Annotated in this window: 16 protein-coding genes; 4 read left to right on the plus strand and 12 right to left on the minus strand. The window is 70.6% G+C overall.

Annotation, left to right across the window (positions count from 1 at the left end; genetic code table 11):
- Window positions 1-342: 342 nt before the first annotated feature.
- From ACWDR0_RS19365 to ACWDR0_RS19375, 3 genes are all read left to right on the plus strand, one after another.
- Window positions 343-1,560 (plus strand): thiolase family protein, encoded by a 1,218-nt coding sequence (locus tag ACWDR0_RS19365; RefSeq protein ID WP_456352920.1) that lies wholly within the window; start codon window positions 343-345, stop codon window positions 1,558-1,560.
- Window positions 1,557-3,683, plus strand: a complete 2,127-nt coding sequence (locus ACWDR0_RS19370; protein WP_456352921.1) for a 3-hydroxyacyl-CoA dehydrogenase NAD-binding domain-containing protein — start codon at window positions 1,557-1,559, stop codon at window positions 3,681-3,683. The genes ACWDR0_RS19365 and ACWDR0_RS19370 overlap by 4 nt, the downstream gene beginning before the upstream one ends.
- 69 nt (window positions 3,684-3,752) lie before the next feature.
- A complete protein-coding gene (locus ACWDR0_RS19375) occupies window positions 3,753-4,127 on the plus strand; it encodes an NTP pyrophosphohydrolase (protein ID WP_456352922.1) in 375 nt (124 codons plus the stop codon).
- A 40-nt stretch (window positions 4,128-4,167) separates the two neighbouring features.
- Here ACWDR0_RS19375 and ACWDR0_RS19380 read toward each other — a convergent pair whose 3' ends face one another.
- The 12 genes from ACWDR0_RS19380 to ACWDR0_RS19435 form a co-directional block, all read right to left on the minus strand.
- A complete protein-coding gene (locus ACWDR0_RS19380; protein ID WP_456352923.1) occupies window positions 4,168-5,688 on the minus strand; it encodes an amino acid permease in 1,521 nt (506 codons plus the stop codon).
- Window positions 5,689-5,822: 134 nt separating this feature from the next.
- The gene (dxs, locus tag ACWDR0_RS19385; protein ID WP_456352924.1) at window positions 5,823-7,748 is read right to left on the minus strand and encodes a 1-deoxy-D-xylulose-5-phosphate synthase; all 1,926 of its coding nucleotides are present in this window, start codon (window positions 7,746-7,748) and stop codon (window positions 5,823-5,825) included.
- Between the two features lie 305 nt (window positions 7,749-8,053).
- Window positions 8,054-9,436, minus strand: a complete 1,383-nt coding sequence (locus ACWDR0_RS19390; RefSeq protein ID WP_456352925.1) for a sugar ABC transporter permease — start codon at window positions 9,434-9,436, stop codon at window positions 8,054-8,056.
- Window positions 9,433-10,230: an ATP-binding cassette domain-containing protein gene (locus ACWDR0_RS19395; protein WP_456352926.1), complete on the minus strand. Its 798-nt coding sequence runs from the start codon at window positions 10,228-10,230 to the stop codon at window positions 9,433-9,435. Before ACWDR0_RS19395 ends, ACWDR0_RS19390 begins: the two co-directional genes overlap by 4 nt.
- Window positions 10,231-10,356: 126 nt before the next feature.
- Window positions 10,357-11,472, minus strand: a complete 1,116-nt coding sequence (locus tag ACWDR0_RS19400) for a substrate-binding domain-containing protein (RefSeq protein ID WP_456352927.1) — start codon at window positions 11,470-11,472, stop codon at window positions 10,357-10,359.
- 152 nt (window positions 11,473-11,624) lie between these two features.
- Window positions 11,625-12,809 (minus strand): ROK family transcriptional regulator, encoded by a 1,185-nt coding sequence (locus ACWDR0_RS19405; protein WP_456352928.1) that lies wholly within the window; start codon window positions 12,807-12,809, stop codon window positions 11,625-11,627.
- 186 nt (window positions 12,810-12,995) lie between these two features.
- On the minus strand, window positions 12,996-13,931 hold the full coding sequence (locus ACWDR0_RS19410; protein ID WP_456352929.1) for a carbohydrate ABC transporter permease: 936 nt from the start codon (window positions 13,929-13,931) through the stop codon (window positions 12,996-12,998).
- 1 nt (window position 13,932) lies between these two features.
- Window positions 13,933-14,862, minus strand: a complete 930-nt coding sequence (locus ACWDR0_RS19415) for a carbohydrate ABC transporter permease (RefSeq protein ID WP_456352930.1) — start codon at window positions 14,860-14,862, stop codon at window positions 13,933-13,935.
- Window positions 14,863-14,960: 98 nt separating this feature from the next.
- Window positions 14,961-16,406: an N-acetylglucosamine/diacetylchitobiose ABC transporter substrate-binding protein gene (gene ngcE / locus ACWDR0_RS19420; RefSeq protein ID WP_456352931.1), complete on the minus strand. Its 1,446-nt coding sequence runs from the start codon at window positions 16,404-16,406 to the stop codon at window positions 14,961-14,963.
- Window positions 16,407-17,916: 1,510 nt separating this feature from the next.
- The gene (acnA, locus tag ACWDR0_RS19425; RefSeq protein WP_456352974.1) at window positions 17,917-20,631 is read right to left on the minus strand and encodes an aconitate hydratase AcnA; all 2,715 of its coding nucleotides are present in this window, start codon (window positions 20,629-20,631) and stop codon (window positions 17,917-17,919) included.
- Window positions 20,632-20,960: 329 nt separating this feature from the next.
- Window positions 20,961-22,250: a hypothetical protein gene (locus tag ACWDR0_RS19430; RefSeq protein ID WP_456352932.1), complete on the minus strand. Its 1,290-nt coding sequence runs from the start codon at window positions 22,248-22,250 to the stop codon at window positions 20,961-20,963.
- Between the two features lie 308 nt (window positions 22,251-22,558).
- Window positions 22,559-23,680 (minus strand): alkene reductase, encoded by a 1,122-nt coding sequence (locus tag ACWDR0_RS19435; RefSeq protein WP_456352933.1) that lies wholly within the window; start codon window positions 23,678-23,680, stop codon window positions 22,559-22,561.
- Window positions 23,681-23,773: 93 nt separating this feature from the next.
- On the opposite strand from ACWDR0_RS19435, the gene ACWDR0_RS19440 reads away from it, so the two are divergent.
- Window positions 23,774-24,148, plus strand: coding sequence for a MerR family transcriptional regulator (locus tag ACWDR0_RS19440; RefSeq protein WP_456352934.1), 375 nt, complete (start codon window positions 23,774-23,776; stop codon window positions 24,146-24,148).
- Window positions 24,149-24,934: the final 786 nt, after the last annotated feature.

Genomic DNA, 24,934 nt, shown 5'->3' on the forward strand with positions numbered 1-24,934 from the left:
GTGCATCGCCGTCGGCGAGGAGGTGAGCCCGGAGGCCCACGACCCACCCGAACCCAGACAAGGCGGGTCACGACCCCACGTAGCAACGGTCACAAAGCTTTTCAGCCCCGCCGGCGTCTGAGGCGCAGAAGCAACCCGCACCCCGCGGGCAAGGCACACCCCCGGGCCCCGGGGGCAAGCAACCTCAGCGGGAGGCGCCCCGGCCCCGGGAAACCCGGATATGTGACGCCGCTCGCAGAGCAAGGGGTGGGCACCGGGGTTACTCGTTAGTAGGGTGGCAGAAGCGCGCGCTTAGAGCGCACCGCAGCAGTGCCATCACGCACACCCTGGAGGAGAGCCATCGTGCCTCGCACCCTCAGGGACGTCGTCTTCGTCGACGGCGTCCGCACCCCGTTCGGCAAGGCGGGCCCCAAGGGCATCTATCACGAGACCCGCGCCGACGATCTCGTCGTGAAGGCGATCCGGGAGCTGCTGCGCCGCAACCCGGCTCTCGACCCGGCGAAGATCGACGAGGTCGCCGTCGCGGCGACCACGCAGATCGGCGACCAGGGGCTGACCATCGGCCGGACCGCCGGGATCCTCGCCGGGCTGCCGGAGTCCGTGCCGGGCTACTCGGTGGACCGGATGTGCGCGGGCGCGCTGACCTCCGTGACGACGACCGCCGGGTCGATCGCCTTCGGCGCCTACGACGCCGTGATCGCGGCCGGTGTGGAGCACATGGGCCGCCACCCGATGGGCGAGGGCGTGGACCCGAACCCCCGGTTCGTCTCGGAGAAGCTGGTCGACGAGTCCGCCCTCTTCATGGGCATGACCGCGGAGAACCTGCACGACCGCTACCCCTCGATCACCAAGCAGCGCGCCGACGAGTACGCCGTACGCTCCCAGGAGAAGGCGGCCAAGGCGTATGCGAACGGGAAGATCCAGCAGGATCTGGTGCCGATCGCGATCCGCCGGACCACGCCCGAGGGCGGCGAGACCGGCTGGGGCCTGGCCACCCAGGACGAGCCGATGCGCCCGGGCACCACGCTGGAGAACCTGGCCGGGCTGAAGACCCCGTTCCGTACGCACGGCCGGGTGACGGCCGGTAACGCCGCCGGGCTCAACGACGGCGCCACCGCCGCGGTGATCGCCTCGGAGGAGTTCGCGCGTGCGAACGGCCTGCCGGTGAAGATGCGGCTGGTGTCGTACTCCTTCGCCGGGGTGGAGCCCGAGGTGATGGGGTACGGACCGATCCCGGCCACCGAGAAGGCGCTGGCCCAGGCGGGCCTGGAGATCGGCGACATCGGCCTGTTCGAGATCAACGAGGCGTTCGCCGTCCAAGTGCTGGCCTTCCTGGAGCACTACGGCATCGCCGACGACGACCCGCGGGTCAACCAGTACGGCGGCGCGATCGCCTTCGGCCACCCGCTGGCCTCCTCCGGTATCCGGCTGATGACCCAGCTGGCCCGGCAGTTCGAGGAGCAGCCCGAGGTCCGCTACGGCCTCACCACCATGTGCGTCGGCTTCGGCATGGGCGCGACCGTCGTCTGGGAGAACCCGCACTTCGAGGGGGACAAGTGAGCACCACTGCCGAACTGCTGAAGGGTGCGGCCGAGCTGTTTCCGGACGAGGTCGTCACCAGCGCGCACGTACGCCATCTGGAGCTGCCCGGTGCCGGGCGGTTCGCGCTGATCACGCTGGACAACGGCCTGGACCACACCAAGCCGACCACCTTCGGCCCCCAGTCGCTGGCGAATCTGGACGCCGCGATCGACCAGGTCGAGCGGGAGGCCGCGGACGGTGAGATCGTCGGCGCCGGCCTCACCGGCAAGCCGTTCATCTTCGCGGTGGGCGCCGACCTCAAGGGTGTCGAGCTGCTGGGCCGTCACGAGGACGCGCTGGCCATCGGCAAGGGCGGCCACGACGTCTTCAAGCGGCTGGCCGGGCTCGCGGTGCCGACCTTCGCGTACTACAACGGCGCGGCGATGGGCGGCGGCGTCGAGGTCGGGCTGCACTGCACGTACCGCACGGTCTCCCGGGCGATCCCGGCGTTCTCGCTGCCCGAGGTCTTCCTCGGCCTGGTGCCCGGCTGGGGCGGCTGCACGCTGCTGCCGAACCTGATCGGCGCCGACCGCGCGGTCACCGTGATCATCGAGAACTCCCTCAACCAGAACCGCCAGCTCAAGGGCGGCCAGGTGTTCGAGCTGGGGATCGCGGACGCGATCTTCGACGGCGCGGACTTCCTGGAGCAGTCGCTGCTCTGGACCGCCCGGGTCCTCAGCGGCGAGACCGTGGTGGAGCGCGCCGAGGTGGAACGCGGCGAAGCCTGGGACGCGGCAGTGGGCCGGGGCCGGGCGATCGCCGACGCCAAGGTGCACGGCGCGGCCCCGGCCGCCTACCGCGCCCTGGACATCCTCGCGGCCGCGAAGGACGGCGACCGCCAGGCCGGTTTCGACGCCGAGGACCGGGCGCTGGCCGATCTGATCATGGGCGGTGAGCTGCGCAGCGGCATCTACGCCTTCAACCTGGTGCAGAAGCGTGCCAAGCGTCCCGTGGGCGCCCCGGACCGCGGTCTGGCCCGTCCGGTCACCAAGGTCGGTGTGGTCGGTGCCGGTCTGATGGCCTCCCAGCTCGCGCTGCTCTTCCTGCGCCGCCTCGAAGTGCCGGTCGTGCTGACCGATATCGACCAGGAGCGGATCGACAAGGGCGTGGGCTATGTCCGGGCCGAGATCGACAAGCTGCTCGGCAAGGGCCGGATCAACCAGGACAAGGCGAACCGGCTCAAGGCCCTGGTGACGGGTGTCCTGGACAAGGCGGAGGGCTTCGCCGACGCCGACTTCGTGATCGAGGCCGTCTTCGAGGAGATGGGCGTCAAGCAGCAGGTGTTCGCGGAGGTCGAGGCCGTCGCCCCGGCGCACGCGATCCTGGCGACCAACACCTCCTCCCTCTCGGTCTCCGAGATGGCGTCGCAGCTCAAGCACCCGGAGCGGGTGGTGGGCTTCCACTTCTTCAACCCGGTGGCGATCCTGCCGCTGCTGGAGATCGTCCGCGGGGAGCGGACGGACGATGCCTCGCTGGCCACCGCGTTCGCCGTGGCGAAGCAGCTGAAGAAGACGGCCGTGCTGGTCAAGGACGCCCCGGCGTTCGTCGTGAACCGGATCCTGACCCGCTTCATGGGCGAGATCCAGAATGTGATCGACGAGGGCACCCCGGTGGCGACGGCGGAGAAGGCGGTGGAGCCGCTGGGCCTGCCGATGTCGCCGCTGGTGCTGCTGGAGCTGGTGGGCCCGGCGATCGGCCTCCATGTCTCCGAGACCCTCAACCGTGCCTTCCCGGACCGTTTCACGGTCTCCCCCAATCTGGCCGCGGTGGTCGCGGCGGGCAAGCGGGGCTTCTACGTCTACGACTCCGGGAAGCCGGAGCTGGACCCGGAGGTCGCGGCGCTGCTGGAGCAGGGCGATACGGTCCTCACCGAGGAGCAGGTCCGGGCCCGGGTGCTGGAGGCGGTGGCGCAGGAGATCGGGCTGATGCTCGACGAGGGCGTCGTGGCCGAGGCGCAGGACATCGACCTCTGTCTGATCACCGGTGCGGGCTGGCCGTTCCATCTGGGCGGCATCACCCCGTATCTGGACCGTGAGGGCGTCTCGGAGCGGGTCAACGGAAAGCCGTTCCTGGCGCCGGGCACGGCGAGCGTCCCCGCGTAGCGTGGTGTACGAAGGGGGCCGTACGGATCCGTTCCGTACGGCCCCTTTCCGCTGCCCGACGGGACTGTGATGGTGACTCTGCTGATCGTCGACGGCGCCAATGTCGTCGGCTCGGTGCCCGACGGCTGGTGGCGCGACCGCCGGGCCGCGGCCGGACGGCTGCGGGACCGGCTGACGGCGTACGCGGACGCCGGGGTAGCGGGGGTGCCGGGGCCGCTGGAGATCGTGCTGGTGGTGGAGGGGGCGGCCCGGGGCACGGAGCCGGTTCCGGGTGTCCGGGTGGACGAGGCGCCCGGCAGCGGTGACGACCGGATCGCCGAGCTGGTCACCGGAGCGGCCGGGGTGCGGCCGTGTGTGGTGGTCACGGCCGACCGGGGTCTGCGGGAGCGGGTGGCTGCGGCGGGCGGCCGGACCATCGGCCCCCGGGCGGTCTACGGCCCGTAGGGCAGCCCGTTGCCGTTCGGGCCGGCTCGCCCGGCGGGGGCTACGCCTTCGGGCGTTCGCCCGCCGCCGCCTTGCCGAGACGGCTGTGCTTGCGCCCGTAGGCGTAGTAGACGACCACGCCGAGCACCATCCAGAGCCCGAACCGCAGCCAGGTCTCGGCGGGCAGGTTGAGCATCAGCCAGACGGACGCGGCGACCGAGGCGATCGGCAGCCAGGGCACCAGCGGGGTACGGAAGGCACGCGGCAGTTCGGGGTGGGTCCGGCGGAGGATGAGGACGCCGAGGGCGACCACGACGAACGCGAACAGGGTGCCGATGTTCACCAGCACGGCCAGTTCCTCGATATTGGTGAAACCGGCCACGACGGCGATGACGACCCCGAGCAGGATCGTGGCGCGGTACGGGGTGCGGAAGGTGGGGTGGGTGACGGAGAAGAACCGCGGCAGCAGTCCGTCCCGGCTCATGGCGAAGAACACCCGGGTCTGGCCGAGCAGCAGGATCAGACAGACCGACATCAGTCCGATGACGGCGCCGAAGCTGATGACGCCCGCGTACCAGGGGTGGCCGGTGGATTTGAAGGCGTCGGCGAGCGGGGCGTCGACGGAGAGTTCGGTGTAGTGCTGCATACCGGTGACGACGATGGAGACGGCGACGTAGAGCACGGTGCAGATGAACAGGGAGCCGATGATGCCCCGGGGCATGTCGCGCTGCGGCAGCCGGGTCTCCTCGGCGGCGGTGGCGACCACGTCGAAGCCGATGAAGGCGAAGAAGACGACGGAGGCGGCGGTGAAGATGCCGAGGACGCCGAAGTTGGTGGGGGCGTAGCCGAAGAGCAGCTGCACCAGGGGTTCCTGGAGCCCGGAGGCGCCGGTCTGCGGTTCGGCCGGCGGAATGAAGGGGTCCCAGTTGGCGACCTCGATGAAGAACGAACCGGCGATGATCACGATCAGTACGACGGCGACTTTGATCGCCACGATCAGGCTGGTGACCCGGGCGGAGAGCTTCATACCGACGACGAGTACCGCGGTCAGCGCCAGGACCAGCAGAAAGGCCAGCAGGTCGAAGCCGAAGCCGGTGATGTGATTGGTGCCCGCCAGGGCGTCGGGGAGGTGCCAGCCGACGTTCTCCATCAGGGAGCGCAGATATCCGGACCAGCCGACCGCGACCACCGCCGTACCGAGGGCGAATTCGAGGACGAGGTCCCAGCCGATGATCCAGGCGGGCAGCTCGCCGAGGGAGGCGTAGGCGAAGGTGTAGGCGGAACCGGCCACGGGCACGGTGGAGGCGAACTCGGCGTAGCAGAGGGCGGCGAGCGCGCAGACGACCCCGGCGACGACGAAGGCGAGTGAGGTGGCGGGGCCCGCGTTCTCCTTGGCGACGGCCCCGGTCAGTACGAAGATGCCGGTGCCGATGATGACCCCGACGCCGAAGACCGTGAGGTCGAGCGCGGAGAGGGACTTCTTGAGCGCGTGCTCGGGCTCCTCGGTGTCCCGGATGGACTGCTCGACGGACTTCGTACGGAACGCGCCCGCCCTGGGCGCGGGACCGGTCTCTGTGCTCACCGCGGACCTCCACAAGTGTCGTCCCGACATGATCGGGACGAGTGGTGGTCCTCAAGGGTCCGTACGGGTGGGTTTCACGCGAATGGGCCCGGCAGGACCACCCGTCAGGGGTGGTCCTGCCGGTGCCGCGGGCGTCAGTCGCGGACGGGCTCCGCGGTTTCGGCCGTCTCGCTGTCGTCGAACCGGCCGTCGAGCCGGGAGACCAGCCCGGTGACCTGGCGCGCGATATCGGGCGCGGTCAGTCCGATCTCGGTGAGCAGTTCGGCGCGGGACGCGTGGTCCAGGAAGCGCGGCGGGATACCGAAGTCGCGCAGCGGTACGTCGACGTTGGCGTCGCGCAGCGCCTGGGCGACGGCGGCACCGACGCCTCCGGTGCGGATGCCGTCCTCGACGGTGACGACGACCCGGTGGCGGTCGGCGAGCGGGACGAGGGCCTCGTCGACCGGCTTGACCCAGCGCGGGTCGACGACGGTGGTGGAGATGCCCTGCTGGTCGAGGAGGCCGGCGATCTCCAGGCACATCGGGGCGAGGGCGCCGACGGAGACCAGGAGGACGTCCGGGGTGTCGGTACCGGGCTCGCGCAGCACGTCCATGCCGCCGATCCGGCCGACGGCCTTGACCGCCGGGCCGACCGCGCCCTTGGAGAAGCGGACGACGGTGGGCGCGTCGTCGACGCTGACGGCCTCCCGCAGCTGGGCGCGGACCTGGTCGGCGTCGCGGGGCGCGGCGATCCGCAGCCCGGGGACGACCTGGAGGATGGACATGTCCCACATGCCGTTGTGGGAGGCGCCGTCGGTGCCGGTGATACCCGCGCGGTCCAGGACGAAGGTGACGCCGCAGCGGTGCAGGGCGACGTCCATCAGGACCTGGTCGAAGGCGCGGTTGAGGAAGGTGGCATAGACCGCGAAGACGGGGTGGACCCCGCCGGTGGCCAGACCGGCGGCGGAGGCCGCGCCGTGCTGTTCGGCGATGCCGACGTCGTACACCCGGTCGGGGAACGCCTTGGCGAACTTGTCCAGGCCGACCGGCTGGAGCATGGCGGCGGTGATGGCGACCACATCGGGCCGCTCCTCGCCGAGCTTGACCATCTCCTCGCCGAAGACGGACGTCCAGTCCAGGCCGGAGGAGGCGATCGGGAGCCCGGTGTCGGGGTGGATCTTGCCGACGGCGTGGAAGCGGTCCGCCTCGTCCTGGAGGGCGGGCTGGTAGCCGCGGCCCTTCTCGGTGAGGCAGTGGATGATCACCGGGCCGTTGAAGCGCTTGGCGCGGGCCAGCGCGGACTCCAGGGCCTCCAGGTCGTGGCCGTCGATGGGGCCGACGTACTTCAGGCCGAGGTCCTCGAACATGCCCTGGGGGGCGATGAAGTCCTTGAGGCCCTTCTTGGCGCCGTGCAGCGTCTCGTAGAGCGGCTTGCCGACGACCGGGGTACGGCCGAGGAGGTCCTTGCCGCGGGCGAGGAAGCGCTCGTAGCCGTCGGTGGTGCGGAGGGTCGCCAGATGGTTGGCGAGGCCGCCGATGGTGGGCGCGTAGGAGCGCTCGTTGTCGTTGACCACGATCACCAAGGGGCGGTCCTTGGCGGCGGCGATGTTGTTCAGCGCCTCCCAGGCCATTCCGCCGGTGAGGGCGCCGTCGCCGATGACGGCGACCACATGGTCGTCCTTGCCGAGCACCTCGTTGGCCTTGGCGATGCCGTCGGCCCAGCCGAGGACGGTGGAGGCGTGCGAGTTCTCGATGACGTCGTGGTCGGACTCGGCCTGCGAGGGGTAGCCGGAGAGGCCGCCCTTCATCTTCAGCCGGGAGAAGTCCTGGCGGCCGGTGAGCAGCTTGTGCACATAGCTCTGGTGTCCGGTGTCCCACAGGATCCGGTCGTTCGGGGAGTCGAAGACCCGGTGCAGGGCGATGGTCAGCTCGACCACACCCAGATTGGGTCCCAGATGGCCGCCGGTCTTGGAGACCGCGTCCACGAGGAAGGTCCGGATCTCCGCGGCCAGCTTGACGAGCTGCTCCGGGCTGAGCGTGTCCAGATCGCGCGGTCCCCTGATACGGGTAAGCAGCGTCACCCGTGCCTCCTTGCGTGTTGAGCTGGGCGTTTAGCTGGTCGAGTCGTCGCCGTCGTACGTGGTGATCTGACCGAGTCTAGTGTTTGGACTCCGCGGCGCGACCGAAGGGGCGGGCTGTCACCTCGCGAACAACTGAACGCCCCCACGAGTGAACGGGTACCACCCGGCCGTTCACTCTATGATGTGACTCACGTCTCACGGTAACGGGCGGTGGAACCGGGTCGGCCGGAAGGCCCTCCGAGGGCCGCCGGGTGTGCCGGGGCGCGTACCGGGTACGGCCCCGTACGGCGGCGCACCCGGCGGTGTCAGGCCCGGCCGGCGGCCTTCTGCGTACGGCGCGAGACCGAGTCGATCACCACGGCGGCCAGCAGCACCCCGCCGGTGATCATGTACTTCACCGGCTCGGCGATGCTCTCCAGCTGGAGCCCCTTCTGGATGGAGACGATCACCAGCACGCCCAGCAGGGCCGACCAGGTCCGCCCGCGCCCGCCGAACAGGCTGGTACCGCCGATCACCGCGGCCGCGATGGAGCTCATCAGCAGATCACCGGAGCCGGCGCCCTGGTTGGCCGCGTTGATCTTCGAGGCGAGCATCAGTCCGCCCATGGCGGCCAGGGTCCCGGCGATGGCGAAGACCGCCGTCCGGACGGCCGCCACATCGATCCCGGCCCGCCGGGATGCCTCGATGCTGCCGCCGAGGGCGAAGACCCGGCGGCCGAAGGCGGTCCGCCGCAGGAGCAGGTCGGTACCGGCCACCACCGCCAGGAAGATCACCAGGGCGAGCGGCAGCCCCTTGTACTGGTTGAGCAGATACGCCACCGGGAAGCAGAGGGCCGCGAGCAGCGCCGTACGGAGGAGCAGCTCGCCGAGCGGGCGGGACGGCACCCCGGCGGCCGCCCGGCGGCGGGCCCCGAGGAACGCGGTGAGGAAGTATCCGGCGACGGCCGCGGCCGCCAGTCCGTAGGCGGCGGCGACATCCGTGAAGTAGTGGGTGGTGAGCTTGGCCACCAGGCCCGAGTCGTCGAGGTTGATGGTGCCGTTGGCGCCGAGGATCTGGAGCATCAGACCGTTCCACGCCAGCAGTCCGGCCATCGTCACCACGAACGCGGGGACCCCGATCCTGGCGAAGAAGAAGCCGTGGACCAGTCCGGCCGCGGTGCCCGTCAGGACGGCGAGGAGCAGCGCGAGCCATTCGGGGACGCCGTGGGTGACGCCGAGGACGCCGAAGACGGCGCCCGCCAGGCCGCTGACCGAGCCGACGGAGAGGTCGATCTCGCCCAGCAGCAGGACGAAGACCACACCGACGGCGATCAGGCCGGTGCCGGCGATGTCGACGGAGATGTTGGAGATGTTCTGCGCCGACAGGAACGCCGGATTCAGTGACTGGAAGGTGGTCCAGATGATGATCAGCCCGGCGACGACCGGTACGGAGCCGAGTTCGCCGGAGCGCATCCGGCGGACCAGCTCGGCGGCGTATCCGGCGAACCCCTGCTCGCGGACGAGCAGCCGGGGGTCGACGGCGGGTACGGCGCCGGGCGCCGGAGCCGGGGCGCCGGCCGTGGCCCGGTCCGCCGGGGAGGGGCCCGGCACGTCCTTTGCCAGGGAGGTCTTCGGGCGCGCGTCCTCGGGGGTGTTCCCTGGGCTGTTCCGGGGGGTTTCCGCCGCCGGCGTCGTCTGCTCGGCACTCATCGGACGGGCTCCTCACCGCGCGCCGCCCGCCGGGTGACCGCGTTGTCCGTCGCGCCGGTGATCGCCGCGACGATGTCCTCCTGGGAGACGCTCCCGACCTCGAACACCCCGTTGTTGCGGCCCAGCCGCAGTACCGCGACCCGGTCCGCGACGGCCCTCACATCGGCCATGTTGTGGCTGACGAGGATGATCGCGAGACCGCGTTCGCGCAGCTTCTCCACCAGGTCCAGCACCTGGGCCGTCTGTTCCACGCCCAGCGCCGCGGTCGGCTCGTCGAGGATCACCAGCCGGGGCTCGCCCAGCAGGGAGCGGGCGATCGCCACGGTCTGGCGCTGGCCCCCGGAGAGGGAGGCGACCGGGATCCGGACGCTGGGGATACGGATGGCGAGATCGGTGAGCAGTCCCTGGGAACGCCGCTCCATCTCGATCTCGTCGAGAACGCCTCCCCGGCGCAGCTCGCGGCCGAGGAACAGGTTGGCGACGACGTCGAGATTGTCGCAGAGCGCCAGGTCCTGGTAGACGGTGGCGATGCCCAGCTTCCGGGCGTCGTGCGGTCCGGTGATCCGTACGGGACGGCCGTCCCACTCCACGGTTCCGCCGTCCAGGCTCTGGCCGGGGTGGACCCCCGAGATCGTCTTGACGAGAGTGGACTTCCCGGCGCCGTTGTCGCCGACCAGGGCGACCACCTCACCGGCGCGGACCTCCAGGTCCACCCCGGTCAGCGCCTGGACGGCGCCGAAGCGCTTCGAGACCCCTCGCAACGCCAGCACGGGCGTGGCGGACACATCGACCAACTCCTTCGCCGCCCGGCCGGCGGAAACGGGGGTACGTCCGTGCTCGCCCGGGCAGGGCGGCGGTGGCGGGGCGCGGACGGGAACCAGCGGCGGGCCGGGGCCGGACGGCGGCCCCGGCGTCCGGGGCTACCGCAGCCCGAGTGCGTCGCAGGCGGCCCGGTACTTGGGCGTGCAGATCTCGTCGAGGGTGTAGACGCCGTCCTTGAGGACGGTGTCCCTGATGTTCGCCTTGGTGAGGGAGACGACGTCGACGAGCACGGCGGGGACGCCCTTGGTGGTGGGGCTGTCCACGGAGTCCTTGGCGACGGTGCCGAGCTTCTCGCCGCGGGCAAGGGCGACGGCCATCTCCGCGGCGGCGTTCGCCTCCCCGGCGTAGGGCTTGTAGACGCTCTGGTACTGCTCGCCGGCGACGATCCGCTGGACGGCGGCGAGTTCGGCGTCCTGTCCGGTGACCGGGGGGAGGGGGCTGACACCGGCGGCCTTCAGGGCGGTGATGATGCCGCCGGCCATGCCGTCGTTGGCGGAGTAGACCCCGATGATCTTCTCCTTGCCCAGGGCGGTGATCGCGCTCTCCATATTGGAGTTGGCGTTCTCCGGCTTCCACTCCTTGGTGTCGAACTCCCTGCCGATCTTCACCTTGCCGTCGAGTACGGCATGGGAGCCCTTCTTGTAGAGGGCGGCGTTGGGGTCGGTGACGGAGCCGTTCATCATCACGATCTGCCCGGATCCGGCCCGGTCGCCGAGGGCGGCGAGCAGCGCCTCGCCCTGGACCCGGCCTACCTCCTCGTTGTCGAACGAGGTGTAGGCGTCGATCGGGCCCTCGGCCAGCCGGTCGTAGGCCACCACCGGAATACCGGCGGCCTCGGCCTTCTTCACCGCGCCCGCGATCGCCCGGGAGTCCACCGCGTCGAGCACCAGGACATCGACCTTGTTGGTGATCATCGTGTCGACCTGCTGGGTCTGGAGGCTCGCGTCCTGTTTGGCGTTGGCGTAGACGACCTCGCCCCGGCCGTTCGTCAGCTCGCCGATCCGTTTCTCGATCAGCGGCTTGTCGAACTTCTCGTAGCGGGCGGTCTGGTTCTCCGGGAGCAGCAGGCCGACGGTGATCTCGTCGCCCCCGGCGGACTTCGCCGGCTTCTTGTCCTGGCCCCCCGCCTCCTTGGCACTGCCGCAGGCGGCGATTCCCACCGCCGTCGCGACGGCGGTGGCGGCGACCGCGGCCCGGCGCAGATATGCGTGCATGCCTACCTCCCTGACGTGGCCGCGTCGTTGCGGCCGAGGTGACAGGCAGTCAACTCCGCCCCGGATACAGCGTCAAGGAGTAAATTCTTAACGAGATGACAACGGTGCCATGCGTTCTCTTAGTGAAGGCGCATTCTTCCAGTGAAGCCGATTCACACCACCGGGGTGTTCCGGGCGGGGAGCGCCGGTTCGCCCATCTCGCTGAGCACCAGGGCGATCCCGCCCAGGACTTCCGCCCGGGCCCCGAGCGCGCCCTTGACCACGGTGAGCCGGTGGGCGGCGGAGGGAATCGTGTACCGGGTCAGCGCGGCGCGCAGGGGTGCCAGCAGCAGCTCACCGGCCTCGGCGATCTCTCCGCCGGCCACGATCACCCGCGGGTTGAGCAGATTGCAGAGCGCGCCCACTCCGACCGCCAGATGCCGGCCGGTGTCCGCGATCACCCGGCGGCAGCCGGGGTCGCCCTCCCGGGCCAGCGCGACCACCCGGTCCATGGTGAGGCCGGGCCCGTGCACGGGGGTCAGCAGCGGCAGTACGTACGGCACCGCGGCGAAGGTCTCCAGACAGCCGCGGTTGCCGCAGCGGCAGACCGCGCCCGACTCGTCCAGGGTGAGATGGCCGATCTCGCCCGCCGTGCCGCCGGGGCCGCGGTAGATCCGCCCGCCCATCACCAGACCGGCCCCGACACCGCCCGCGACCTTGAGGTAGGCGAGGTCCGCCACACCCCGTGCGGCGCCCCAGACCAGCTCCCCCAGCGCCCCCAGGTTGGCGTCGTTGTCCACCTGGACCGGGACGCCGAGCCGCTCCGACATCTCCTTGCCGGGGTTGGACCCGACCCAGCCCGGCAGCATGGCGGTGGCGCCGATCACCCCGGACTCCCCGTCGATCGGGCCGGGCACCCCCAGCCCGATGCCGAGCACCTTGCCGGGGTCCGTACCGGTGGCCGCGGTCAGCCGGGCGATCATCCGCTCGGCACGGTCGAAGCCGGCGGCGGCGGAGGACGCGACATCGAGCGGTTCCGCGTCCTCGGCGAGCACCTGGTGGGCGAGGTTGGCGATCGCCACCCGGAGATGGGTGCGGCCGAAGTCGACCCCGACCACGATGCCCGCGTCACCGCTCAGGGAGATGGACCGGGCCCGTCTGCCGCCGGCCGAGGTGGGCGTGACCTCGACGGTCCCGCCCTCCTTCAGCTCGCGGACGATATTGGAGACGGTCGCCGCGGAGAGTCCGGTACTCCGGGCGATCTCGGCCTGGGTCAGCGATCCGGCCATCCGGACCGCCCGGACGACCCGCTCCAGATTGGCCCGGTGGAGGGACGTCTGCGAACCCGGCGTCTCCATGGACTCACCACTCCTACCGCTCTTGCGTACAACTTGTGAAGTCCAAGCTGACCCTTCCGGGCGGATCGCGTCAAGAGCTCAAGGCACCGTGGCGACGCCCCCCGGCGGGCCATCAGCCGGGGGGCGTCCGTGTGCGGCGCGCCGGGGGCGCGAGCGGCGGGGCGGCGGCAGCGGTCCGCCGGGCGGCTACTTCAGCGCGCCCGCCGTCAGTCCGGCCACCACCTGGCGCTGGAAGATGATGTACGCGGCCAGTACCGGCAGCATCGCCATCACCAGACCGGCGAAGAGACCGGAGAAGTCGCCCTTGTACCCCTGGCTGACGGCCAGCTGCACCAGACCCTGGGAGAGCACCTTCCGGTCGGGGTCGGTGTTCAGCACGGTCGGCAGGAGGTACTGGTTCCACTGACCGAGGAAGTTGAAGATCCCCACACTGATCAGACCGGGCTTCGCCATCGGCAGCATCACCTGGAAGAACGTCCGGGTGTGCGAGGCGCCGTCGATGAACGCGGCTTCGGCGATCGAGGTCGGCAGCGTCCGGAAGAAGGACGTCAGGAAGAACACCGTGAAGGGCAGCGAGTACGCGATGTAGACCAGGATCAGTCCGTGCAGGGTGTTCAGCATGGACATGTTCTGGAGCACATAGAAGAGCGGCACCAGCGCCAGGATGACCGGGAAGCTCATTCCTCCGATGAAGAGGAAGTAGATGAAGCGGTTCCCCGGGAACTCGAAGCGGGCCAGCACATAGGCGGCCATCGACCCCAGCAGCAGGGTGCCCGCGAGCGACCCGCCCACCACCAGGATGGTGTTGAGGAAGTAGTCGCTCATATGCGCCTCGGTCCAGGCGCGCGACCAGTTCTCGAAGTGCAGCTTGTCGGGCAGCGACCACGGCTCGGTGAAGATCGCCCGGTCGGTCTTGAAGGAGCTCATCACCGCCCAGAGCAGCGGCAGCACCACCATGATCGCCCAGAGGACCAGCATGCCGTGCGAGAAGACGTTGAGGACCTGGCCGTCGCTCTTGGGCTGCTTGGCTCCGGAGCCGGTCCGCTCGGGAGCGGGCGCGGTCGCGGCCGCCTCGGGGCCGTCGCCGGACACGCCCTCGGAAATGGTGTCGGTCGTCTTCATCTCAGTACTCCAGCCGCTCGCGCCGGCCCAGCCGCATCACCACGGCCGCGAAGAGCAGCGTGACGAGGAGCAGGGCGACACCGATGGTCGTCGCGTAGGCGGCCTGGCCGGGGCCGAACGCCTTCTGGTACACGTACAGCGGCAGGACGATGGTCGAGTAGTCCGGGCCGCCGCCGCTCGGGCCCACGGTCATGATGTGGACCACCGCGAAGGACTCCGCGCCCAGCGCGAGGATGCCCATATAGATCCACCCCGACTGCACCGTGTCCCAGAGCAGCGGCAGGGTGATCTTGAAGAAGGTGGTGAAGCGGCTGGCGCCGTCCAGCATCGCCGCCTCGTAGAAGTCCTTGGGGATGGAGGCCATGCCCGCGGAGAAGAGGACCACGAAGAAGCCGACGGTCGACCAGACCAGGACGACCATCACGCACATCAGCGCGAGATCGGGGTCACCGAGCCACTCCGGCTGGATATGGCCGAGCCCGACGCCCTTGAGCGCGGAGTTGATCGCGCCGTCCGAGGGGTTGTACGCGAACTTGAAGAGCAGCGCCACGATCGCGATCGACAGCACCTGGGGGAAGAAGTAGACGATCTTGTAGAAGCCCGAGCCGCGGACGCCCGCGACGGCGGCTCCCTTCCTCCTCCGGCCCCCGACGTTGATCATGAAGGCGAAGAAGAGCGCCAGTCCGATCGTCACCAGCGGCAGCACCACCGCGAAGACCAGGCTGTGCTGGAGCGCCTTCCAGAAGATGTCGTCCTCGAGCAACTTGGTGTAGTTGTCGAAGCCGATCAGCTCGAATTCGGGGCTCAGACCCGTCCAGTTGGTGAACGAGTAGAAGATGGCCTGGATGAACGGCCAGATGACGAAGAGCGCGTAGAGCGCCAGGGGTGCCACCAGGAACCCCACGATGAACCGGTACTTGCCGTGCTGCATTTCCTACCGACCCCGATCTTCCCGCGGAGAGCACCGCTGGTGCCGTGTGGAGAGCCGGGGCCCCGTTCCCGGTCGGCCGGACGGGGCCCCGGACGGATTCACTGGCGCTTGAACTTCTTGATGGAGGAGTCCTTCGCCGTCTCGTCGGCGAAGCCCTGGATGCGCTTGATGGCCTCGGCCGGGGTGATGCGGCCCGCCATCATCTCGCCCAGGCCCGCCGTACCGATCTTCTCCTTCAGGAGGACCGTGTACCAGTCGCCGATCCGCGGGTTGACGACATTCGTGCCGGCCTTCTCCAGGGTGGCGACGACGGACTTCATACCCGGGGTCAGGTCGATACCGGTGGTGCCGCCGTTGAAGGCACTGAGCGACTTCACGGACTGGGTGAAGCTCTTGGAGGAGGCCTCACCGAGCATGATGCGGAGCTGCTCCATACCGCCGGCCTTGTTCTTCGCCTTGGAGGGGACGATGAACGGCTCTCCGCCGGAGGCCCAGAGGGTGCCGAACGGCATCTTGTCGCTGCTGTCGATGCCGGTGGGCGCGGCGACGGCGAGGTCGAAGTCCTTCGGCATGGTCTTCGACGCCTCGTTCTCCACCCAGGAGCCGTTGGGGATGAAGAGCGCCTCGCCCGCCGTCCACTTGGTCTGCGACTGGATGTGGTCGATGCCCGAGGTGCCCTTGAGAATGTACCCGCTCTTGAACAGCTCGTAGTAGGCCTCGAAACAGTCCTTGACCGCGGGGTGCTTCCAGGCGTTCGGCTCCAGGTTGTCGATGGCCTTGAGCACATCGGGGCCGCCGCGCTTGGCGATCATCGGGAAGAGCGTGAAGGGGATGTAGTACGGGTGGACACCCGCGTACGTCCAGGCCGCGATGCCCTTGGCCTTGGCCTTCTTACAGACCGCGATCATCTGGTCCCAGGTCTCGGGGTAGGTGACCTCGAGGGAGTCGAGGACCTTCTTCGAGTACCAGACGCCGTACACGGTGTAGGCGTAGTAGAGCATCCAGACCTGGTTGCCCTCGAACTGGCCCATCTCGACGATGCCCGGCCGCAGGGTGTCGCGGACCTTCTTGTTGGGGTCGTCGTAGGAGGGGGCGTCCAGCAGCGTGGTCAGGTCGGTGAGCTGGTTCTGGCCGACCAGGGCGCCCATGTCCATCTGCTCTTTGCCGGAGTTGTCGATCAGGTCCGGCGGGGTGCCGCCGTTGAACCGCGGCTGGAGCTCGGTCTGGATGGCCTGGGTGGCGTGGAACTTCACCGAGGCCTTGGGGTAGTTCTTCTCGTAGATCTTGACGGCGTCCTTGGCGTACTGCTGCCCGAAGCCGCCGTCGAACAGGACGAAGTCGAGCTGCGCCGTCTCGTTGACGCCGAGGGGGTTCTTGGCGGACTTGGTACCGCCCTTGACCTCCTCGTTCTTGTCTCCGTCACCGCTGGCGCAGGCCGACAGGAAGCTCATGGTGGGGACGGTCATCAGGCCGAGCGCCGCGGAGCGCTTCATCAGTTTGCGGCGGCCGAGGCCCCCGTTGTCGTTGGCGGAGGTGGATCCCATGCTCAAGTCCTCGCCTTCATCAGGACTCAGGCGGTGAACAAGTTGCCCGTCCGTCTCGCCTCCCGGCGCAGGGCCCCGCCACCGCGGTGAATTGCTGTGATTTCCCGCAGGGAAACTCAGTGAAGCTTGGGTAGTGCACCTTTCTCCGGGAGACCATGGCGACAGTGGTCGCGTTACGGCACACGACAGCCCACGGGCCCTGTTCCCCCTGGCCCGAGCGGTGTCGTCGACGGTCGCTCGGACGCCGACAGGTATAGTCCACTTCCCTCAGGGGGAGCAAGATCAAGAGCAAGGTTGACCGTCAGTCTTTCCCTAGTTGAGACCGTTCGGATATCTCACCCAACGCACCCATGACATGCGGATGCACGCGTGACCTGATCATTCTTCGCGGAATGGCCGATTCCAAGTGCGCCACCCCGCCATAGCCGTCCGAGGCCCCGCCGGCACCCTTGACACCGCAGGTCACCACCCTGTCCACCGGGATCCGAACCGCCCTCCGACAACGTTGCCAACCGGGCTCGTACCGCCCGGAATCGCGGTACGTACGGGAAAGAGGGCGCCCGCCCGGCCGGTACCGGGACCCCCGGCGGCGCCGTCGGGTCCCGCCGGCCGTACTCGCCGCCCCCGTTCGAGCCGGGCACCCGCCCGCCGGAAGCGCGACAGCCGGGCCGGAGCAATACCGTGGAAGTCGGGGCGGACGGAAAGAAGCGGTCATCGGCGCCAACGGTGGATTCGCCGCCGGAATTCCGGGCAATGCAACCCGCCCACGGCTGCGGTCTGGACCAATGACGAAACATGGACAGTGCGGGGTGAAGGGGATTCCGGTCGAACTCCGGCCGAAGAGGAAATGGCCGGAATTCATCGACCCTTCCCTGGTGAGTTCAACTCCGGGATCATGGAAAGCGTCGTCCGGTCCGCCCCGGTTTCAGCCGATGGCCGCATCGAAAACGGTCTTCGGAGCCGGCCCCGGAAAGGCTCCGCGGGCGACCCGGAACAACGGGTGCCGAACCGGCGCGACCCGGCTTTTCCGTTCCGGCCTTTCGGTCTCACGGCCGTCGGTTCGTCCACCTAAAGCATCCGCAGCTCTCATTCCGCTTCTGCTCCTTCGCACGGCCGGAGCGGGCCGGACGGTCGGCCTTGGGCTCTCCCTGCCCCTGATCGGCCCGGCGCGGGTGAACGGGGCCGTACGTTCGAGATTCTTGAGGGCACCCGCGTCGAGCAGGCAGAACGGCGGGGCGAGGAGGTACGGGAAGGGGCTGCTCCCGGCCGGGTGGAGGGCGGGGCACCATCGGGGAGCGGTTCGTGGCGCACCGCTCCAGGCCCCGGCGGCGGCAGCTACGGGCGCATTCCGCTTCAAGCCCGGCCGACGTGTCCCGGGCCGGGCCCGGAACGGCCCTGGACGGCCCGGAACGGGTGCCCTGGACGGCCCTGGAAGGCCCGGAACGGCGGAGGGCCGCACCCCCGGGGATTCGTCCCCGGAGAGTGCGGCCCTCGTGGTGCCGGTGGCGCGTCAGCCGCGGATCAGGTTCCGCAGGACGTACTGCATGATGCCGCCGTTGCGGTAGTAGTCGGCCTCGCCGGGGGTGTCGATGCGGACGACCGCGTCGAACTCCACACCGGTGTCGGTGGTGACCTTGACCGTGCGCGGGGTGGTGCCGTTGTTCAGCTCGGTGACGCCGGTGAAGGAGAACGTCTCCTCACCGGTGAGGCCGAGGGACTCGGCGGACCCGCCCTCCGGGTACTGGAGGGGCAGGACGCCCATGCCGATCAGGTTGGAGCGGTGGATGCGCTCGTAGGACTCGGCGATGACGGCCTTGACGCCGAGCAGCGCGGTGCCCTTGGCGGCCCAGTCGCGGGACGAGCCGGAGCCGTACTCCTTGCCCGAGAGGATGACCAGCGGGATGCCCTGGTCGATGTAGTTGCGCGAGGCGTCGTAGATGAACGAGACCGGCGCGCCCTCCTGGGTGAAGTCGCGGGTGAAGCCGCCCTCGGTGCCGGCCGCGATCTGGTTGCGCAGCCGGATGTTGGCGAAGGTGCCGCGGATCATGACCTCGTGGTTGCCGCGGCGGGAACCGTAGGAGTTGAAGTCGCGGCGCTCGACGCCGTGCTCCGTGAGGTACTTGCCCGCGGGCGTGTCGGCCTTGATGGCACCGGCCGGGGAGATGTGGTCGGTGGTGACCGAGTCGCCCAGCTTGGCGAGCACCCGGGCACCGGCGATGTCGGTGACCGGCGAGGGCTCCGTCTGCATGCCCTCGAAGTACGGGGGCTTGCGGACGTAGGTGGACTCGGTGTCCCACTCGAAGGTGTTGCCCGTGGGGATGGGCAGCGCCTGCCACTGGGCGTCACCGGCGAAGACGTCCTGGTAGGACTTGTTGAACATGTCCTCGCCGATGGCGTTGGCGACGACGTCGTTGACCTCGGCCTCGGTCGGCCAGATGTCCTGGAGGTAGACCGGCTTGCCGTCCTGGTCGGTGCCCAGGGCCTCGCGGGTGATGTCGACCTTCATGGAGCCGGCGATGGCGTAGGCGACGACCAGCGGCGGGGACGCCAGGTAGTTCATCTTGACGTCGGGGTTGATCCGGCCCTCGAAGTTGCGGTTGCCGGAGAGGACCGAGGTCACGGCCAGGTCGTGCTCGTTGACGGCCTTGGAGACCTCCTCCGGCAGCGGGCCGGAGTTGCCGATGCAGGTGGTGCAGCCGTAGCCGACGAGGTTGAAGCCGACCTTGTCGAGGTAGGGGGTGAGCCCCGCCTTGTCGAAGTAGTCGGTGACGACCTTGGAGCCCGGGGCCAGGGTGGTCTTCACCCACGGCTTGCGGGTGAGGCCCTTCTCGACCGCCTTCTTGGCCACCAGCGCGGCGGCGACCATGACGTACGGGTTCGAGGTGTTGGTGCAGGAGGTGATCGCGGCGACGGTGACGGCGCCGTGGTCGATCTCGTAGGTGGACCCGTCGGGGGCGGTCACCAGGGTCGGGCGCGACGGCACGCCGTTGGTGGAGGCCGGGGCGTCGGACGCGGGGAAGGACTCCTTGCCCGCCTCCTCGTCGTCCTCGACGTAGTTCCGGACGTCCTGGGCGAACTGCTGGGCGGCGTTCGCGAGGACGATGCGGTCCTGCGGGCGCTTGGGGCCGGCGATGGAGGGGACGACCGTGGCGAGGTCCAGCTCCAGCTTCTCGGAGAAGTCGGGCTCGGCGGCCGGGTCCAGCCAGAGGCCCTGCTCCTTGGCGTACGACTCGACCAGCGCGACCTGCTGGTCGGAGCGGCCGGTGAGGCGCAGGTACTTCAGGGTCTCGTCGTCGATGGGGAACATCGCGGCGGTGGAGCCGAACTCCGGCGACATGTTGCCGATGGTGGCGCGGTTGGCGAGCGAGGTGGCGGCCACGCCTTCGCCGTAGAACTCGACGAACTTGCCGACGACACCGTGCTTGCGGAGCATCTCGGTGATGGTGAGCACCAGGTCGGTGGCGGTGGTGCCGGGGGTCAGCTCACCGGTCAGCTTGAAGCCGACGACGCGCGGGATGAGCATGGAGACCGGCTGGCCGAGCATCGCGGCCTCGGCCTCGATGCCGCCGACGCCCCAGCCGAGCACACCGAGGCCGTTGACCATGGTGGTGTGCGAGTCGGTGCCGACGAGGGTGTCGGGGTAGGCCTGGCCGCCGCGGACCATGACCGTCCGGGCGAGGTGCTCGATGTTCACCTGGTGGACGATGCCGGTGCCCGGCGGGACGACCTTGAACTCGTCGAAGGCGGTCTGGCCCCAGCGCAGGAACTGGTAGCGCTCGCGGTTGCGGCCGTACTCCAGCTCGACGTTCTGCGCGAACGCGTCGTGCGTGCCGAACTTGTCGGCGATGACGGAGTGGTCGATGACCAGCTCGGCCGGCGCCAGCGGGTTGATCTTCGCCGGGTCGCCGCCCAGCTCCTTGACGGCCTCGCGCATGGTGGCGAGGTCGACGACGCAGGGCACACCGGTGAAGTCCTGCATGATGACGCGGGCCGGCGTGAACTGGATCTCCTGGCTCGGCTGGGCCTGGGAGTCCCAGCTGCCGAGCGCCCGGATGTGGTCGGCGGTGATGTTCGCGCCGTCCTCGGTGCGGAGGAGGTTCTCCAGCAGCACCTTCAGGCTGTAGGGCAGCCGCGCGGAGCCCTCGACCTTGTCCAGCCGGAAGATTTCGTACGACTCGTCGCCCACGCGCAGCGTGCTGCGGGCGTCGAAGCTGTTCGCCGACACGACAGTCTCCTTCATCAAAGTGCGCGTACTACGTCCATGCTGCCGCCACGGCCCCTTGCCGATCCGCTAAGGTAGGGCTTAGTTAGGTAACCCTTACCGAGGATGGCGGCTGCGGTACGCCCGGGCAGTTATCTCGATGTCGAGATAACTCTAGTACATCACCGCGGCACGGTCATGCGCGGGCACCCCGGGGCGGGGGTGTCCGCCGTCACTCATGTGCCGGTGGCGGGGCGTTTTGCGGGGGTACGGGGGCGGCTGCCGGGCTCGCTCCGCGGCGGCCCCGGGGCGGGTGCGCGGCTCGGCCTCCGGCGGCCCCGGGCGTGCGGGCCTCACTCCGCAGCGGCACCCGGGCGGGTGCGCAGCCAGTAGGAGCGGGCCGCGACCGCCAGCGCGACGCCGTAGCCGCCGAACGCGATCATGCCGGGCCAGGCGGCGGTCAGCGCGTCCGCGCCGGTGGGGAAGTCGCCGGCCCGCATCTCCACGGCACCGGCCTGCGCGAGGGCGCAGTAGGCCAGTCCGAGCACGCCGTACGGGAGCAGACTCGCCGCGCCGATCACGGCCGGAACCAGCGGAAGGGCGCGCGGGACCCGGCGGCCGCGCAGCCCCGGGACCCAGCGCGGAAAGACCAGGCCCCAGGGCCGCACCAGCCCCCAGAGAAGCAGCAGCCCCAGCCCGGCCAGCAGCACGGTGACATCGATGCCCCGGGACTCCAGGGCGAGCCACAGCTCCGAGGCCCCGTTGCGCCGGGAGGCGGCGCGCAGCTCCGCTCCGCTGATCCCGGCGAAAGTGCCGCCCGTGGCCCAGTGCAACTTCATCGCCGCGTACGGGAGGAAGGCCACGGTCCCGGCGACGGCGGCCGTCCGGAGGCGGGGGCCGGGGGCGGTCACTGCCTGGATGTCGCGGCCGCGGTCGTGGCGAGCGGCCCGGACCGGGGTTTCGCGGGGAACCCGGCAGCGGTTCGGATTCCGGCACCGGTCGCAGCGCCCGGACCGGACCGGAGCCGGGCCGTGGGCCCGGTGGCGCTCCCCCGTGGCGCCCGCCTGCGCTCCGTGTCCGGTCCCTCCGGCGACCGGGGACACCGTAAGCGCGCCGGCTGTCGGGGACACCGTCCGGGGGCGGCCGCGCGGCGGACCAGTGACACCGTCAGGGCCGGAACGTTCCGCCGCGCCGGCCAAGGCGCCCGTACGGGGCCGGTCGGGGCCGCGCAGGCGGGCAACGGCGGCCAGCAGCACCGCGCCGAGCGCCGCCAGGGCGTGCTGGACGGCGGCTGCCCAGCTCTCCGGCTGCTGCCCGGCCAGCAGCGCGATCAGCTCCATCAACAGGCCGAACGCGGCGGCGCCGAACAGCGCCGCGGCCGTCAGAAGCGCCCCCCGGAGCACGGGCAGCGGGCCGGACCGCAGCCACGCGCCGCAGAGCACGGCGGCCGAGGCGCCGAGCGCGGCCAGGGCCCAGTCGAGCGTGGCGGGTGCCGTCAGTACACCGATCCGCAGCAGCGGAGTGCCGCCGAGCACGCCTGCGAGACCGAAGGCCGTGTATCCCAAGGCCCAGAGCAGCGCCCAGTGGGCGGCCGCGTACCGCCGGCGCCGTCCGTTCTCCGTGGTCCGTCCGTGAGCGTCCATGCTCCGAACGTCCCACCGGGCCCGGGGGCGTGGCGTCGCTCCGGTGGACGAACGGCCTCCGCCGCGCGGCGGAAGGCGCGTACGCCGTACGTCCCTCCGGACCGGGGCACGGGCGCCCGTACCGCGCTCCGGGAGGCGGCACGAACGGCGCTCCGGGCCGGGTCGGCGGGACGTACGGCACTCGGTGCGCGGTCGGCGGGACGGACGGGCCGGGCTTCCGGGCACCGTTCCGGGCGGGGTCGCGGCGCGGGCGGGCCAAGCGCCGGGCGCGGGCGCCGCGCCGGCTCCGCAGGCACATCGCGCCCCGGTCAGGCCCCGGGCCCGGACGCGGGCTCCGCCCCGGCGGGAGTGGCGGTGTGGCGCGGGTAGTCCGTGTAGCCGCGGGTGCCGTGGGTGTAGAGGTGGGCCTGGTCGATGTCCTGGAGCGGGGCTCCGGCGGCGAACCGTTCCGGCAGGTCGGGGTTGGCGATGAACGAGCGGCCGTACGAGACCAGATCGGCCACCCGGCCGGCCAGCACCGCCTCGCCGCCCTCCCAGGTGGTGGGTTCGCGGTTCTCGCCGATGTTGGCGACGACCGGCCCGTCCCACAGCGGCAGAAGATCGGCGAGGGCCGGGTAGTGGTCGTCGTCGACGAGATGGAGATAGGCGAGACCGAGCTTGTTCACCTCGGTGACGAGGGGGCGGTAGACCGGCCCCGGGTCCTTCTCCACCATGCCCTCCTGCGGGTTGCCCGGAGAGAGCCGCAGGGCGGTGCGCCCGGGGCCGATCGCGTCGGCGACGGCGTTCACGACCTCCAGCGGGAACCGGATCCGGTCGGCGACACTGCCCCGCCCGTAGGTGTCGGAGCGGAGGTTGGTGTTGTCACCGAGGAACTGGTGGATGAGATAGCTGTTGGCGCCGTGCAGTTCCACCCCGTCGAACCCGGCCTCGACCGCGTTGCGGGCGGCGGTGGCGTGGTCGCGGACCGCCTGCCGGATCTCCCCGGCCGTCATCGCGCGGGGCACCGGCGGCTCCGCCTTGCCGCCGTCGCGGATATGGACCGGGTCCGGCAGCGGGACCGCGGAGGGTCCCGCCGGGATGTCGCCGGTCAGCCGGGAGAGCGGATGGCCGTGCCGCCCGCCGTGCATCAGCTGGGCGTAGATCCGGCCGCCCGCCGCGTGCACGGCCTCCGTCACCGCGCGCCAGCCGCGGATGTGTTCCGCGGTCTCCAGACCGGGCATCCGCCACCCCGCCTGTCCGGCCCGGCTCGGCCAGATGCCCTCGGTGATCAGCAGACCGGCGCTCGCGCGCTGGGCGTAGTAGTCGGCGACGACGGGCAGCGGGGTGCCGTCCTCGGCGGCCCGGTAGCGGGTCATCGGGGCCATGACGATGCGGTTGGGGAGGCGGAGGGGGCCGAGGTCGAAGGGCGTGAAGAGCGGTGAGTTCGTCATGCCCGTACCGTAAAATCTGACGCCGGTGTCAGATTCAAGTCCGGCGGGCCGTCGACGGGGGCGGCACCCGGCGGGGACGGAACGGGGTACGGGATGCGGATCGGGGAGCTGGCCCGGCGCACGGGAGTGAGCGAGCGGTCGCTGCGCTATTACGAGAAGCGGGGCCTGCTGGCCTCGGGCCGTACCCCGGGCGGCCACCGCGAGTACTCCGAGGCGGCGGTGGACCGGGTGGTCCATATCCAGGAGCTGCTGGCGGCGGGGCTGAACAGCGAGATGATCGCCCGGGTGCTGCCGTGCATGCGGGACAGCGACGGCGGACCGTCCGAGACGGCCACGCCCCAGCTGGTGGTCTGGCTCACCGCGGAGCGGCGGCGGATCGACGGGCTGATCGGGGAGCTGATGCGGTCGCGGGACGTCCTCGACGAGGTGATCGGCGCGGCGGGCGGCCGGGCCGGACCGGGAGCGTAGGTCCGGCCCTCGCCCGCGGCGACGGAGGCTCGCGGATCCGGCGGGCAACATCTCCTGCGATCCCCCGGCCCTCGCCCGCGGGACGGACTCCCGCACCCGGCGGCATCGGGCGGTACCGGACCGCTCCCCCGGCCCCTCGGAGTCTCCGGCCGCCGGAACCGGGCCGTCCGCCCGCACCGGGACCGAGCCGGCAGCAACGGCGTTCCGGCGCGGGTTCCCGCGGGCGTACGCGGAAGCAACGACGCGTGGGATGCGCCACTTTCACGGGGACGCGGAAAGCCGCGAGCCGGGCGGCGGGCATGCCGTCGCCGACTCCCGCGCGGGCGCCGGTATCCGGCCGCGGGTCCGGTTCCGGATGTCGGCGGGCACTGCGGCGGCGTACCCGATGCCGTCGGCGTACTCCGGAAAGGCGCCCGCCGTCCCGGCGAACTCGCGGACCTCGGCGGCTGGGGGCCGCCCCCTTCGGCAACGGCCCGCGCACCTGGGGGAACAACGGTGGAAGGGGCGGCGTTCCGCCGGCCGGGCCGACCGGTGCGCCGCCCGTCACCCCATCGGGCACTCCGGACGAAAAGCCCCATTTCCCCCGCACTTCCGCGGTATCCGCTGCGACGCACACCACAGAACCGGCGGACATGTCTCCCGGGGCGGCGGGCAGATGAACCGGCAGCACACCCGGACGGACCCCCTCCGGTTGCCCCCGGCGACACACCGACGGAATGTCAGGAGCGCGGCGGTTCCCAGACATACGGCTCACCCGGTTGACACCCCCGGCGCGCGCCTCATCTC

The organism is Streptomyces sp. NPDC003691, assembly GCF_053981115.1.